The 16298-nt window shown below is 45.2% G+C and carries 10 protein-coding genes; 4 read left to right on the forward strand and 6 right to left on the reverse strand.

Translation table 11 applies throughout. The features are described 5' to 3' along the window. Nucleotides 1-6 precede the first annotated feature (6 nt). Complete coding sequence (nirB, locus tag MKX30_RS04410) at nt 7-2181, reverse strand: nitrite reductase large subunit NirB (protein ID WP_341062471.1); 2175 nt, start codon at nt 2179-2181, stop codon at nt 7-9. Nucleotides 2182-2600: 419 nt separating this feature from the next. On the opposite strand from nirB, the gene MKX30_RS04415 reads away from it, so the two are divergent. The 4 genes from MKX30_RS04415 (at nt 2601) to MKX30_RS04430 (ending at nt 9087) form a co-directional block, all read left to right on the forward strand. After that, nucleotides 2601-3842, forward strand: a complete 1242-nt coding sequence (locus tag MKX30_RS04415) for a nitrate/nitrite transporter (protein WP_069080023.1) — start codon at nt 2601-2603, stop codon at nt 3840-3842. 379 nt (nt 3843-4221) lie between these two features. Further along, a complete protein-coding gene (locus tag MKX30_RS04420; RefSeq protein ID WP_023989354.1) occupies nt 4222-5940 on the forward strand; it encodes an NAD-dependent malic enzyme in 1719 nt (572 codons plus the stop codon). Nucleotides 5941-6038: 98 nt separating this feature from the next. Continuing rightward, the gene (locus MKX30_RS04425; protein WP_341062472.1) at nt 6039-6998 is read left to right on the forward strand and encodes an AEC family transporter; all 960 of its coding nucleotides are present in this window, start codon (nt 6039-6041) and stop codon (nt 6996-6998) included. A 325-nt stretch (nt 6999-7323) separates the two neighbouring features. Then, nucleotides 7324-9087, forward strand: coding sequence for a methyl-accepting chemotaxis protein (locus MKX30_RS04430; protein ID WP_341062473.1), 1764 nt, complete (start codon nt 7324-7326; stop codon nt 9085-9087). 96 nt (nt 9088-9183) lie between these two features. Here the strand turns inward: MKX30_RS04430 and MKX30_RS04435 are convergent, their stop codons facing one another. The 5 genes from MKX30_RS04435 to MKX30_RS04455 all read right to left on the reverse strand — a co-directional run bounded on the left by MKX30_RS04435 (nt 9184) and on the right by MKX30_RS04455 (nt 16178). Further along, nucleotides 9184-10236, reverse strand: a complete 1053-nt coding sequence (locus tag MKX30_RS04435; RefSeq protein WP_028540530.1) for a glycoside hydrolase family 53 protein — start codon at nt 10234-10236, stop codon at nt 9184-9186. Between the two features lie 102 nt (nt 10237-10338). After that, on the reverse strand, nt 10339-12426 hold the full coding sequence (locus tag MKX30_RS04440; RefSeq protein WP_341062474.1) for a beta-galactosidase: 2088 nt from the start codon (nt 12424-12426) through the stop codon (nt 10339-10341). A gap of 28 nt (nt 12427-12454) precedes the next feature. Continuing rightward, on the reverse strand, nt 12455-13333 hold the full coding sequence (locus MKX30_RS04445; RefSeq protein ID WP_023989359.1) for a carbohydrate ABC transporter permease: 879 nt from the start codon (nt 13331-13333) through the stop codon (nt 12455-12457). 27 nt (nt 13334-13360) lie between these two features. Beyond that, the gene (locus tag MKX30_RS04450; protein WP_025718416.1) at nt 13361-14251 is read right to left on the reverse strand and encodes an ABC transporter permease; all 891 of its coding nucleotides are present in this window, start codon (nt 14249-14251) and stop codon (nt 13361-13363) included. 244 nt (nt 14252-14495) lie between these two features. Next, nucleotides 14496-16178: an extracellular solute-binding protein gene (locus MKX30_RS04455; RefSeq protein ID WP_160789540.1), complete on the reverse strand. Its 1683-nt coding sequence runs from the start codon at nt 16176-16178 to the stop codon at nt 14496-14498. Between the last annotated feature and the right edge of the window lie 120 nt (nt 16179-16298).

Consider the following 16298-nt stretch of genomic DNA (forward strand, 5'->3'; position numbering starts at 1 on the left):
ATCACATCATCCTGTCAGCATTGTGGTCCGCAGGCTACCCGCCAGTCCACTTCGAAGAGCAACGTCAAGCACACTTTCCCGTAATGCCAGAACGCCAGTCCTTTCAATCCACTCCCACATTTTCTCCCCATACCGGGCACTATGTCGGTATATTTGCAAGCAGGCTACAGCCATCAGGACCGCTTCTGCCGGGTCTTCCTCCAATCCAAGCAGCTGCCCCTGGCGAACTGGATGCTCTGCATGGCCACCGGCATAAACCTCCCAGCCTACTGGAGATCGGGATATTCCAATATCGTGGACAAGTACACCTGCCGGATACGCCGATCCAGGACAAATAGCAACTGTAACCAACGCGGGCAATGCGAGACTTCCCCATAAAGTTACCAACCGCTCTCTGAGCCAGGCTACTTCTACAAATGCCTGATCCATCAGGTCCGACTCAACAAAAGCCCGATTCTCGGCATTTAGGTTCGTAACGCGCAGATCCGCAGAGGGCGCTTCTCCTCCGTACTGCGGTGTGACCTGAACCACAACACCAGCACCTAATGGATTTGTCGCAGATCTGTCGCGCAACCCAAGGGATTCCAAATAATAAAGTACAGCCGGCCGACACAATTCACACCCCTGCTGTCTAGTCCAACCGAGACGGGACACTACTTCATCTGGAGTCTGACAGGCTGCGTCCACCATAGCTGTTTTAAGCGAGTCATGATCGTAATGCGTACATCCACACACAGGGACTACTTCTTGGGCGGTCGGAGTAACTACAGGTCCGGAAACTGTCGATTGGGACAAACTATTTTTGACCAGTGCAGCCACCAGCGGCCGACAGCCCCCACAGGAACCGGATGCTTTGGTCCGGCTCTTCACCTCTTCCACCGTCTTCAGCTTATCCGTAGTGATCGCTCGCAAAATAGCCCCCTTACTCACGCCGTTGCACGCACATACCGTTTCCTCTTCCGGCAGTGCGGCTGCCGCATCCTCCGCTTTGCTTCCGCCGTTATCCCGGGATGTTAGCTCTGTAGCGGGTGCGCCGCGCTGTACCATTCCGAGCAGCGAGGTGCTTTCCGCCGTATCTCCGAACAAAATGGCGCCAGTGACAGCACCGCCGTGCATCATCACTTTTTTATAAACCTTCAGCATCCCGTTATATTCCATGACTGCTGTCTCGTTTCCCTCATCACGAATGTCTCCTGCGGAAAACACATGGATTCCCGCTACCTTGAGCTGCGCATACGGAACCGTCCCTTCATAGGGAGCCGTTTCACGACCACAAATAACTTTTGCCAGCACTTTGCCCTGCTCATATAGCGGCGCCACTAGCCCGTATGAAATCCCGCGGTGCTCAGCACATTCGCCGACGGCATAAATACCAGGAATACTCGTGCGCATATAATCATCCACGACAATGGCACGGTTTACGGTCAGACCGCTGTCCTGAGCTAATTCGATATTCGGTCGGATACCAACCGCCAGCACAACCAAATCCGTTTCCAACCTGTCCCCGTCCGCAAACATCAATCCTTGCGCCCTGTTTCGGCCTATGATGTTGACCGTTTCCTTCGCCAAATGAAACCTCATGCCCTGTTGCTCCAGCTTTCGCTGCAGAAGCACAGCCGCCGTCCGGTCAAGCTGACGGTTCATAAGACACTGCGCATTATGAACAACCTCAGTTTCCATCCCTAGATTCAGTAGGCCTTGAGCGGCTTCAAGTCCTAACAGCCCCCCTCCGATAACCGTGGCCTTGCGGTATGTTTTGGCATATCTCGCCATGGTTTCACAATCATTCACATCACGAAAAGCGATTACTCCCTGTTTTCGAGCTCCGGGAATGGGCGGCATGAAAGGCAATGAGCCCGTTGCCAATATGAGCATGTCATAAGGTTCTTTCATACCGGATTCCGTTTCCACCATCCCGGCTGCAACATCAATACGACAGACGCGTTCACCCGCGTACAACTTTACCCCGTTCTCTTCATACCAGTCCCAGTCATGGGTAACGATATGTTTAAATGAGCTCTCCTCCTGAAGCATTTTGGACAGGAGCACTCGGTTGTACCCGGGACGGGGCTCTGCACCAAATATCGTGATTTGGAACCGCTCTGGCTCCAAAACGAGTATTTCCTCCACACATTTGATGCCTGCCATACCGTTGCCGACGACGACCAGTTTTTTCATCATATTAAACCAGCCCCATTCTCCCAATAAAATAAGACAGAAAAAGCCCTTCTCCATTCAATGGAAAAGGGCACCGTTGCCGTAAATGTCGGCACATCGTTGTGCCGATATGTATCTAAGATTACTGAATTGTGAATGTCATGTCAATATTCAATACATGAATGCTATATTTTTCGCCTTATATTTAATTTTTTTGCGATTTTGTGTTACGTATATTGACATAAAACAGATCCTTTTTTATAATTTGATTAAAATCACTCCAACGTGATCATACCAAGTCGACTCACAATGAGGTGTGTCAACCACGGCAATGAAGCCGCAAACCGTTTCCTAGATACCATGTAGGGGCGATTTGCGGCTTTTTCATGTTCAAATTACATTTTGCAGACAAAGAACAACAATTAGAACAGGAGAGATGGAGAATGAACAAAAAAAATTTCTGGAAAAGCGGACACAAGCCCACCCTATTTGGCTCCTTTCTGTATTTTGATATCAGTTTTATGATATGGGGAATGATCGGACCGTTGGCCGTTGTAATTGCTAATGATTATCCAATGGACCCTGTACAAAAAGCCAATCTTGTCGCCCTACCCATACTCGGTGGTTCCCTGCTGCGGCTCGTGCTCGGATTCATGTCAGATTATATCGGTCCGAAGCTCACGGGACAGATTGGTATGCTTGTTACGATAATCCCTCTCTTGCTCGGCTGGCTGTGGGTTGATTCGCTGGAGCACTTGTACGTTGTTGCCCTGCTCCTGGGTGTAGCCGGAGCATCATTTGCAGCTGCGCTGCCGTTGGCAAGTCAATGGTACCCCAAAGAGCATCAAGGCTTGGCTATGGGAATTGCCGGTGCTGGTAATAGCGGTACCGTCCTTGCGACTTTGTTCGCCAACCGCATTGCTCAACATTTTGGCAGTTGGGAAGCCGTTTTCGGATTGGCTATCCTCCCCATCTTAACCGTCTTCATTCTGTTCAGTATTTTTGCCCGCAACAGCCCTCACCGCCCGGCACCAAAAAGTCTGTCGCAATATGCTTCGGTGCTCAAACAGAGGGATGCCTGGGTATTCTGTGCCTTTTACTGCGTGACGTTTGGCGGATTCGTTGGTCTTTCTAATTATTTGACTATTTTCTTCAATACCCAATATGGCCTCTCCGCGGTACATGCCGCCGATTTTGCGACCGTTTGTGTGATTGCCGGAAGCTTCTTTCGTCCTGTAGGCGGCTTTTTGTCCGATCGGATTGGTGGTTCACGCATGTTAATGTACTTGTATGCGGGAGCCGGGATTACGCTCGCCGGCATTGCGTTTTTACCGCCACTTACCGTGGTAGTTGTGCTGCTGTTCGTAGGCATGATGTGCCTTGGCGCTGGCAACGGCTCCGTATTCCAGCTCGTTCCGCAGCGGTTCGGCAACGAAATCGGGCTCATGACCGGCATTGTCGGCGCTGCTGGTGGCATAGGCGGGTACTTCCTCCCCCTTATACTGGGTCATCTGTACAAATCAACGGGTTCCTATATGCCGGGCTTTATCTCTCTGAGCCTAATCACGTTCTGTGCCTTTACCCTCGTCATCATAATGCAATTGAAATGGCGTAACAGCTGGATGCAACGCTCTGCTACAGTTACTGATGAAGCCGTCAATCGCATCGGAGAATTAAATGCCTGATGTTCATTAAACATTGAGCTGCGAAGCATTGAATTTTGTCCCTCAACCATCCCTATAGCCAAAAAATAGCTTAACTTCGTTTATATAAAATGAAGTTAAGCTATTTTTCATGCACGCTTAATCGAACTACACCTAAAAAACTACGATAATTATCACATTCAATCAAGATTTTCCGAAAATATCATGAAAATCAAATGAAATTTTCATTCAAAAAACATTGAAAATCGCTTTCATTTTCATAATTTTTCTTATGTAAACACTTATATAACCATTTTTCACACAACATACTTGTTCACTTGGTTTAAAATAAGGCGTATACTTGTTCACGAATTGTTCAAGGATTAATTAAATGTAATTTTTTAGAAAGAAGGAATTGGAAATGCGTGCTTTTCATTTTACGGAAGACGGATCTATCGAAACTAAATTAACCGGAAAAGATCTACTTGCCAACCCACTGCTGAATAAAGGAGTAGCTTTTACCCTGGAAGAACGGAAACAGCTTGGACTTGACGGTCTCCTTCCTCCTACGATATTAACTATTGAGGAGCAGGTTCAACGGGTTTACGAGCAATTTCAGAGCCAACCGGATAATTTGCGTAAAAATGTTGCGTTAAATGATCTTTTTAACCGGAATACGGTCCTTTATTATCGTTTGCTCTCTGAGCACCTAAGCGAAATGCTCCCGATTGTTTATACACCAACAGTAGGCCAGGCTATACAGGAATACAGTCATGAATATCACAAACCTGGTGGTATGTATTTATCTATTGATAATCTGGCGGGTATTGGAGAGGCTTTTAAGAATTTGAACCTAGACCCTGATGATATCGACCTGATCGTAGCCACAGATTCCGAGAGTATTTTGGGAATCGGGGACTGGGGAGTCGGAGGTATTAATATCTCTATTGGTAAGCTTGCTGTGTATACTGCTGCTGCTGGTATAGATCCTAGCCGAGTACTGGCAGTTGTTCTTGATGCAGGTACAAACAACGAGAAGCTATTGGAAGATCCTTTATATATGGGGAATCGTCATAAGCGTGTACGTGGAGAACAATATGACCAATTTATTGACACTTATGTTCAAGCTGCACTTTCCTTTTTCCCGAATGCCCTGCTGCACTGGGAAGATCTGGGCAATGTCAACGCACGGAACATTATCAATAAGTACGGAAATAGTATTTTGACTTTTAATGACGATATTCAAGGTACTGGAGCGGTTACGCTCGCAGGTGTAATGTCCGGTGTTCAATTGTCCGGAATCCCACTGAGCAAGCATCGGGTTCTAGTCTTTGGCCCAGGAGCTGCTGGAATCGGCAATGCAGACCAAATTAGCGCAGCCATGATGCTGGAAGGACTGTCAGAAGCAGAAGCAAGACGTAACTTCTGGGCTTATGATTACCGTGGCCTGCTTACCAACGAAACAGAAGGACTTTTTCCATTCCAAGTCCCTTATGTGCGTGATGTTGCAGAATGCCGTGACTGGGAACATGCTGAGGATGGCAAAATCCCACTGCTTGAAGTCATTCGCCGCGTAAAACCGACGATTATGATTGGTACTTCCGGTGTTACTGGGGCATTTAGTGAGGAAATCGTTAAAGAAATGGCCAAACATACAGAACGTCCTATTATTATGCCTATGTCCAACCCGACTCCACTGGCAGAAGCAACTCCGCAAGATTTGATCCACTGGACCGAAGGAAAAGCCCTCATTGCAACAGGAAGTCCTTTTGAGCCGGTGATCTATAACAATATTAAGTTTGAAATTGGGCAATCCAACAATGCTTTTGTGTTCCCGGGTCTTGGTCTTGGCGCAATCGTGGTAAAATCCAAAATTATAACAGATAGCATGTTTGCAGCAGCTGCCCATGCAGTAGCTCAAATGGTTGATTTGTCGCAGCCTGGTGCTTCCCTGCTGCCAAAAATCAATGAATTACGCGAAGTATCTGAAGCGGTAGCCGTGGCTGTAGCTAAGGCAGCAGTTCAGGATGGAGTAGCGCGTCATCAACCGGACGATATCGCACAAGCGGTTCGAGATGCGATGTGGGACTGCAAATATAAACCAATCAAACAATATGGTCAGGAAGCGGTCCTGGTTTAAAAAATAGCGACAACATCAAATTTGTACTTGCATACGCAAAGTGATTATTTAACTGATGTCCGCCTTTTTTGGCGGACATCTTCATTGGAGGCGACATCATGGCTACAGGTCATATTTTTATTATCTTAATTCCTATTTTCTTTGTCATTTTAATTGGTTATTTCGCAGGATTGTTTAAGGCTTTTAACACTGCTTCTTCTAAGGGATTAAATACACTCGTGACGAAGTTTGCTCTACCTGCACACTTGTTTATTGGTATTACGACGACACCAAGAGAGACATTGATTCAAAAGTGGCCCTTTCTTGTGGCTTTGCTACTTGGTGTAATCGGCTTTTATATTGTATTGCTCATTGTTTATCGCTTAATTGCCAAAAAAGGCCTGACTGAATCCTCCATGTTCGCATTGAATTCGACACAGCCTTCTTTTGCATTCATGGGAATTCCGGTTCTGGGCAGCTTGTTCGGAAGTGCGGCAGTCGCCATCCCGATTGCGATTACTGGGATCGTCGTTAATGCCATTCTTGATCCGCTTGCAAGTATTTTGGGAACGGTCGGTCAGCGCAAAACAACAGAATCCGACGGCACTAAAGGCAACTTATTTAAAGTCACTATGAAATCAGTCCTTCATGGACTCAGCGAGCCGCTTGCCTGCGTACCCTTGTTTGGTGTCGTATTGACTCTATGTGGATTCCACGCTCCGAAACTTTTGCAATCCATGTTTGATCAAATCGGCAATATTACTGCTGGTACAGCCCTATTTGCCATCGGGGTAACCATTGGTATCAAAAAGATTACGTTCAGTCCAAAAGCACTTAGCATCGCTGTGCTGAAAGCCATCGTGATGCCTATTGTTATGCTCGGTATTGCTGTTCTGATAGGACTATCCCATGAGGATGTAACCAAAGCCGTACTGCTTGTCGCTTTTCCCGGCTCGGCTGTGGCCGCTATGATTGCTACCCGTTATGAAACACTGGAAACGGAAGCTGCATCTTCATTTGTTATTAGCTCAGTCTTATCGCTCATTTCACTACCCTTACTCATTTCACTTCTTTTATAGGGACAGAAACTTAAGAACCCTCAATGCAATCCAGGTATTTATAGGTATAAAGCATACCCGTTTGCTCACATTTATCTTATTTTTTAAATATTGTTTGAACAATAAAGTGATTTAGTAAGAATTGAGTTGGAAAAACAACATAAAATCCAGTTTTGCCGACAAGCGGCGGTCCCATCGTTTCATTTACTAGGGGCCGCCGTTCTTTTTGAATAACCTTCTACTCTCCCTTTTAATAAATACCTAACATTTAGAAAGCAAATTGTCGAAATATATATGGGGTAGGTTGTATATGAAACTAAATTGCTAATTCAAAGGAGAAGAAAACGTGAAAAACTTGAAGTGGAGAACTATGTCCTTTTTTGGTAAAAATCTATTAATCTCTTTTCTTAACATCGTATTAATAGGTGCTATTCTCATCACATCCAGCTATATACTTCAAAAGAACATTCTCACCACGCAGCTGCAAGACCAAGTTAAAGTATTGACTAAAAAATGGGCAGAAGATGTTGACAAAACAAAAGTACAACAAGCATTAAGCGAAAAAGATTATAACGGTTCTGCTCAACAGGATTTACGCAAATTCCTAGATTCTATCCACACATTTTATCCTAATGTTGCCCAAGCTTACATATTTGGCACAGAACTAACAGAAGGAAATCAAACCTCCATTATTGGCGTTCCCACAAATTTAGTCCAAGCTTTCCAAGACTTGAAGTTGGATATTGGGGATATGTATACTCTTCCTGACGAAAATGCACAAGCTGTAAATAAAATGCTTCAATCCAATAAATCATCATTGAGCAGCTTTTACTCGGACGAATATGGTACATGGACTACCATTGTTTACCCAATTACAGATGAAAGCGGTAAAATCACAAGTGCGATATACTTTGACGTAGACGCGAGCTCTGTACCTACCGGACTTCATAAATTGCTTGTATATGGTGTGTCATTGCTCATTCTGTTCCTTGCGATCTTCTTAACGATCCAATATTTATTGGTAAAACGGACCCTATCCCCGATTCGTAGCTTGATGAAGGGAATTGAGGAAGTCAGCGAGGGTAATCTGAATGTAAAAATCAAGACAGGCGAGGACGACCTTGGCATTATCAATCAAAAATTCAATTCTATGATCAAACGCCTTAACGATACAATGGTGAAAGTACAGGATACGACACAAGAAGTTACGGGATCTGCCCAGGAATTGTTAAGCATTAGCGAGAAAAACAGTATGAATACGAACGTCATTAACAGCAATATTCAGGAAATAACCCAGGGACTTGAAGCTCAGGATCACGCAGCACTTGAAAGTTCCAGATCTATGAATGAAATGTCGACAGTTATCCAAACGATTGCCGAAAGCTCCTCTTCCGTAGCCGATCAAGCTTATTCTATGGAAAAACGCTCCGTTGAAGGCAATCAGGTAGCCCAAAAGCTTTCCGCTCAAATGGACTCCATCTCCACTACAATGGAAAGTACAGCTGATTCCGTTAATGCGCTGCAGAACCGTTCTAACGAAATCAGCAATATCGTCAGCATCATTACAGGCATTGCCAGTCAAACGAATCTGCTTGCACTGAACGCTTCTATTGAAGCTGCCAGAGTCGGTGAAGAGGGCAAAGGTTTTGCAGTCGTAGCGGGAGAGGTGCGTAATTTGGCTGAACAGTCTCAAGAGTCTGCCAAACAAATTGCAGAGCTCATTGAAGAAATCCAAAGAGAAATTGAGCAGACTGTAAAAGGCATCAGCCTTGGTACAAAAGAAGTTCACATTGGGCTGGAAGTTACGAAGCAGACAGGCGAAATGTTCTCTGAAATTTTAGATGCGTCTAATAAAGTGTCGTCACAAATTCAGGAGGTATCCAGCGCAACGGAGCAGATCTCGGCCAGCACGCAGGAAATGTCAGCTACCTCTGACGAGCTGTCTTCGACAGTTAGCAAAACAGTCGGCAGCAGCAAACAAATCGAGCATACCATTGGAGAACAGGCTGAGTCTATGGCTTCTATTGTCCAAGCTTCTGACAAGCTTACATTGATGTCCGGGGAGCTGGAAGAGCTCATTTCGTTCTTCAAGGTGAACCGGGAAGCCTAATTTTATAACTTCCAAGTAACTCAAGATAACAATAAAGAACCTCTAGTCTGCATAGAAAGCGAACTAGAGGTTCTTTGATATACTCTTACACACTTCTTAATTTACAAATCCTTCCAAAGCCGAGGTTGGCTTACCGTCAGCCTGCCAAGCACCTTTGTTATAACCCTGATTGTAACCTGGAGTTGCAGCCGGCTCCCAATAAAATACCCCTGTACCTTTGCCACCTCCGATGTTCCGAACCTTCGTTTTGATTGCAGAAATAAATGCCTTGGAAGCTGCAGGTTCGTTATATTCCATCCCGATTTCACTGATGACAATGCCTTTACCGTATTTGGCAATGAGGCTATTGGCATTGGTAATCGTCTGGTCCACCTTGCCCTGCCAGTCAGAAGGAGACGGATACAGAGACAGCCCGATGAGATCAAACTGAGCTCCATTATCAATCAGTCCGCCGATATTCCAGTTCAACACGGAACCGTTATCCCCGTTGGCTAAATGTACGATCGTTTTGGTACTGCTGCTTACCGATTTTACAGCATTATTACCTGTATTGACGAGCCAGGCATAGTTTTTCATGTTCACCGAAGCTTTGCCGTCTTCCCAGAGCATTCCATTGTTCGTCTCATTACCGATCTGCACCCAGTCCGGTGTTACCCCCTTGCTTTTCATCGTGTTCATAACATAGACCGTATGAGACCAGACTGCATCCATGAGTTGTGTAAATGTGAAATTGCGCCACGCATAAGGTTTGTTCTGTTGCCCTGGATCTGCCCAGGAATCACTATAATGTAGAGTCAGCATAACGCTCATACCCAATTTTTTAGCTCGCTGCGCCAGTTCTGCTGCCTTTTCGGCATTCATGTATCCGCTTGCATAATCTTTCATGTCAGGATTTACCCACACACGGATACGTACCGAGTTAATCTGATAGTCATCTCGCAAAATTTGCAGTATATCTCGACGAACACCCTTTTTATCCTTCCAAGTCATACCTTGCGCTTCCATTCCTGCTACCCAGCTTATATCTGCTCCTTTGGCGAAAGCAGGGGCGGCCGAAGCCGCACCCAACCCTACAGAGCCGAACGGATACAATAAGCTGGATAGCAAGATCAACATCGCAAATACCATCGTGCGGTTACCTGTTTTCATAAGTCATCTCCCATCCGAATTGTATACTTCTCATTGCCTCTGACCAATCTACCAGTTCCCTCACTCGGGAAAACGACAGAGATCACACTTTAATATCATGTTCTATTTATTGCGCTCTGTCTTTAAAACCTTAACAGCGTAGGCATCCAATTGAACGCTGCCGTCTTCTATCTCATGATTTTCAAGCATATCCACATAAGTTCGTCCATCCAACGTAATCTTTTGCGGCTCATGCGTGAAATTCAGTATAAAAATATAATCATGAACCCCATCGGTACGAATCGCCGTATTCACTCCATGAGGCAACTTCACATTGAGCGCTTTACTAATTCCTGCATCATCAATTAAACTTCTGTAAAAATGACTGTGGAACAGTCCGGTGTTGCGTGATGCGATGTAATAAGCCTTTCCTTCTCCCAAACGGTTCACCGTCAAAGCCGGGCGTCCTGCATAAAAGTCTGAGCCGTACACAGCCAGTACCTCTGCACCCTCCGTATGAATGAGATCACACAATTCTACAGCTTCATACTCCCCTTGCAGATCCAGCTCATTGCCTTCAACCGGTAAAATGTGATTACGGTCATGATCATGCAATCCGTCAATCTCTTCCGACCAGATCCCCAGCGTCTTACGAAGCGGACCCGGAAAGCCTCCAAGGAAGCACAAATCATGTTCATCTACAATACCAGACCAATAAGTTGCTACGAAAACACCACCGTTTTCAACAAACTTCTGTATACGCTCCCCCACACCGCTGCGGACCATATACAACATCGGAGCTACCAAAAGTTTGTATTTGGAGAAATCTGCATCCATATGAATGACATCTACGGGCACTCCCTGCTCCCAAAGTGCCAAATAATGCGCTTCAGCTGTCTCCTCATATTTCACACCTTTGTTCCGCGGTCCCTGTGAATCGTTGATTCCCCAACGGTTCTCCCAGTCAAAAATGACTGCGGCCTCCGCCGGTACAGAAGTACCGATAACCTCCTCCAATTTTTCCAGCGCATTGCCAACCTCTGTCACATCTCCGAATACACGAGTGTGCTCATGTCCAACATGATCGACAACCGCACCATGCAGCTTTTCACTCGAACCGCGACTTTTCCGCCACTGAAAATATTGAACGGTGTCTGACCCGTGTGCCACAGCCTGTAAAGACGATAGCAGATGCATTCCTGGTCGCTTCAGCTTGCTTACGTCTTGCCAGTTCGTCAAACTCGGCGTACTCTCCATGAGCATCCAAGGCTTGCCTCCCTTGATTGAACGAATAATATCGTGCATCATGGCCACTTTAGCAGCCTGACGGCTATCATCTCCCTCACGGTCATGCCATGTTGGGTAACTATCCCAGGATATAACATCGAGCAGATCAGCAAACTTCCAGTAATTCAACCCTTCAAAAAACTCCATTAAATTGGTTGTGACCGGAATTGCTGGATTTGCAGCCTTGAGCGGCACAATCTCATGTTTGATAAAATCTGCGGTCTGATCGGTCACAAACCGTCTCCAGTCCAAATTCAGGGCATGGACCTGTGTTTCACCGTGAGGTGCCGGGGACTCAACTTGGCTCCAATCTGTAATCGTATGACTCCAAAAGGTTGTCCACCATGCGTGATTAAGCTTGTCCAGCGTACCGTATTTATCCTCGACCCAAGCCCGAAATGCCTCCTGACAATAATCACAGTGGCAATCTCCACCAAATTCATTGGAAATATGCCAGCCAATCACAGCCGGATGGTTAGCATAACGCTCGGCCAGCCTCGTATTCATGATACGTACTTTTTCCCGGTAAACAGGCGATGTAGAACAGTGATTATGGCGAAACCCGTGCAGGTTACGGACACGGTTAGCCTCCACACGCAGCACCTCAGGATATTTTTGTGACATCCAGGCTGGTCTTGCTCCACTAGGAGTGGCCAAAAAAGCATAGATTCCGTTCTCAGCAAACGAATCCAGAATACGATCCAGCCACTCAAACGTAAATACACCTTCCTCAGGCTCCAATGAAACCCATGAGAAAATACCGACAGACATCACATTGCATTTGGCTAGTTTCATTAGACGGATATCCTCCGCTAACACGTCAGGGTAATGCTGCCATTGCTCCGGGTTATAGTCCGCGCCATGCAGCATACGTGGAACTCGCTCACTAATGGGAGGGTACTTGATTATGTTTTGATTCGTCACTACAAATCATCTCCTTCTATGAATTCTGTTACTCTTTGACGGAACCTAGCGTCATACCTTTAACAAAATACTTTTGTAAAAATGGATATACAATGAGAATAGGCGCTGCACCAATGAAAATTTGCGCAGCATTAACCGTCGTTTGAGAAAGTAATTCCATCTCTTTGGGACTCATGCTCATGGAACTCATGTCCTTCTGAATAATTACAGTTTGCAGGAACGTCGCCAGCGGATAGTCCTTTGCATTGCTCAAATAGAGCAGACCGTCAAACCAGGAGTTCCAATGAAATACCATACTAAACAGCGCAATCGTGGCAATGGAAGGCAGGGATATCGGTAAAAAGATACTAAACAATGTCCGAAAATGTCCTGCTCCGTCGATCAATGCGGCCTCTTCCATCTCTTTAGGAATTCCTCTAAAAAAGTTCAACATAAGGATGACCAGAAATGTGTTGACCGCTCCTGGCAAAACAAGTACCCAGAAGCTGTCCATAAGATGGATCTTTTGAATAACCATATAGAATGGAACCAGACCACCGTTAAAAATCATGCTGAATACGAACAACCATGAATATACGTTTCTGCTACGGAACACAGATGTTTCCTTTGAAAGTGGATAAGCAGCTAAAAAGGTAATAAGCAATGTTAAGCCGGTTCCCAATACAGTCCGACAGACAGAAATCCAGATAGAGTGCAGAAAAATTGGGTTATTCATCGTCTTCTTATAGGCTTCTAATGAAAATTGCACCGGCCACAGCCCAACCAGATTGGCATCTGCTGCTGATTTAGCACTAAATGATACCGCCAACACATGAATCAGCGGAACGATACACATGATGGACAAAATCACAAGCAAGCAAATGTTAAACACATTGAAGATGCGATATGGCGTTGTTTTATGATACATGACTCTCCCTCTTTCAGCCTCGTGGAATCAAAATATGCGGTAACCTGCCCATTTGTAAGCAAGTCGATAAGATATCAGAATGAGAATCATACTGATAACGGATTTGAACAAGCCGATTGCGGTGGCAAAGCCCATTTCCCCATTGATTAACGCTGTCCGGTAGACGAATGTATCAATAATATCGCCTTTTTGGTAAACCAGCGGATTATAAAGGTTGAAAATCTGGTCAAAACCGGCATTCAGTACATTGCCAAGTGCAAGCGTTCCAACAACGACTACCATCGGAATTAACGAAGGTACAGTGATGTGCAGCGTCTGTCTCCAGCGGCTCGCTCCATCCATTTCAGAAGCCTCATACAACGAAGGATTAATACCCGCCAGTGCAGCAAGAAATACGATGGTGTTGTATCCGAACTCCTTCCATATATCCGATACAATGACAGTAAACCGAAACCAGTTATTTTCTCCCAGAAAAAAGATAGGCTGGATCCCGAAACTACCGAGAATACGATTCATAAATCCATCTGTAGCCAACAGGTCAATCAGAATTCCGCCCAAGATGACCCACGAAAGAAAGTGTGGCAGATAAACCAGTGTCTGAATGGATCGCTGAAGGCCGACCTTGCGAATTTCATTCAGCAGTATAGCAAAAACAAACGGAACCACCAGATTGAAAAACATCTTTAACACAGCAATAATTAGTGTATTCCAGACGACTTGAAGACTGTCCTCCCGTTGAAACAAAAAGCGGAAGTTATCCAGTCCAACCCACTCGGAACCAGTTATGCCTAGCCAAGGTTTGTAATTTTGAAAGGCCATCACGATGCCGCCCATCGGAATGTAGCTGAATACAATTAAGAAAATGATGGCTGGCAGCAGCATGATATGAAATGGCCACGTACGTTGCAGACTTCTCATTGCAGTTCCTCCTGTAACTCTCATGGTATACTTCAATTATAAAAGCGTTTTCGCTGTCCCAACAGTTCAAAAAACCAACATACATGGCACAAAAGCAATCATTTTTTAAGTTCGCCAAACGAATGAAAATTTTTTTTCACACACATCATAATAGCACATTCATTTCTACTCAATCCTGATAAAGCTGTAGTAAAAAGGCTGTCCACCTTGGGACAGCCCTCCTAACTATTACAACATCATGATTTTACTTTTCGACGCTTTTATACCATTCGTTTACTTCATTTGTAATTTGTTCGCCACCAGCTGTTTTCCACGTCTGTACAAAGGTATCAAAAGCAGAGATCGGCTGCTTGCCATAAATAATTTCATTGAAGGTCTGACTTTCAATCTTATCCAGATAGTCCTTTTTAGCCTTCATGGTTGGCGTAGTAGGGCCCGTGAACTGATCTTTCATGGAGATATCCTTCTGTTCCATAAGCACTTTGGCAGCTGCAGGAGTATCTTTCCCGTAATTCACCATTACATCTTTCTCCAGACGGGTCTTCGCTTCTGCGCCGTTAGCCAAACTTAACAAAGCCTTCATTTGGGCATCAGGTATACGCGCGCCATCACGAACCAGCAAATAACGAAAAGAGTTTACATAACCGCCTGGTATTTTATCGATAGACATTAGCTTTCCGCCCGCATCCAAATCATAATCGTAGCCCTTAAACAGCCCATTCGACAAATCGCCGTCCGGTTTGGCATTAGCATAATGGTCAAACAAATAATTTTGATAAGTGAAAAAAGCTTCAGGATGCTGCATTTGTTTGTTGATTAGTACAACACCATTGGTATATTGCGTTCCGTGGCGCATGGCTTTGTTGTCAGGACCCGCTGGAATCTTGATCGGCTTCCACACGGCACCCGGCGCATTTTTGACTGTATCCTGAAGCGGCCAGCCGCTCATCCAATATGGTCCAGGAATCATACCGGCTGTTCCTGCGACTGTAGGTTCTGACGTTTTATTTTCATCCCACAATGCTGCTTCCTGAGGAATATATCCCTTTTTGAGCCACTCGCTCAGCTTTTGCAAACCCGGCTTCATGCCAGGCTGCACGGAGCCATATTCCAAACTGCCATCTGTGCCTTTGTTCCACTGCTGAGGTAGAGTGCCATATGCCCCGAAAATCCAGGATGGGTCACCCATCCAAGTGTTCATGGATGTTTTGAAACCGATGCTGAGCGGAATCACTTTGTTCGGAGCCAGTCCGTCCGGATTTTTATTTTTAAAGGCATCCATCACTTTTTCCAAGTCATCCATCGTCTCTGGAGCCTTCATACCCAGCTTATCCAACCAATCTTGTCGTACCCACAATACATAATCATGGTTATAGGCAAAATCAAGCACAGGAATGCCCATTTTTTTGCCATCTCGGCTATACTGATTCCATACGTTCGTATCCTGATTCATCGCCTGCTTCCAGGAATCCGAAGCGTACTTGTCAAACAACGGACCAGCCTCTGCAAACATACCGGAATCAATCATGTCCTGTGCCAGTTGCTCATTCTCCGTCCCCAATACAACCACGTCTGGCATCTCCTGACCGGAGGACATAGCCAATCGCAGCTTCGTAGCAAATGCACCATTCGTATCTGTGACGGACCAGAGTGATTTGATATTAATACCGAATTTCTCTTTAGCCCATTTTGTCGCAATATTATTTTCGATAGATTCACCATTTTTAAATTTTAAGGCGGGATCTACACCCCATACCGTGGAAATTGTGACTTCCGGATTGTATTTTTCTTTGTATACGTTTTCAGTTTTAGCTGTGCTGTCCGCATTCCCACCATTTCCTGCTCCTGAGCAGCCCACAAGGCCAACTCCTAATACCATAGTTGCGGCGAGCAACGACAACAACTTTTTTTTCGAATGAACTCGCATATTGTTCCCCCTCTAAAAATCATTTTCTACTCTTTTATTATAAGAGGGCTTTTCTTCGCAGCCTATGTCACAAAATAAATATTTCTGCACCTTTCCCAACTGATCTTTGCTGGTTTCGTC

The organism is Paenibacillus sp. FSL P2-0173, from assembly GCF_038008045.1.
Taxonomy (GTDB): domain Bacteria; phylum Bacillota; class Bacilli; order Paenibacillales; family Paenibacillaceae; genus Paenibacillus; species Paenibacillus polymyxa_B.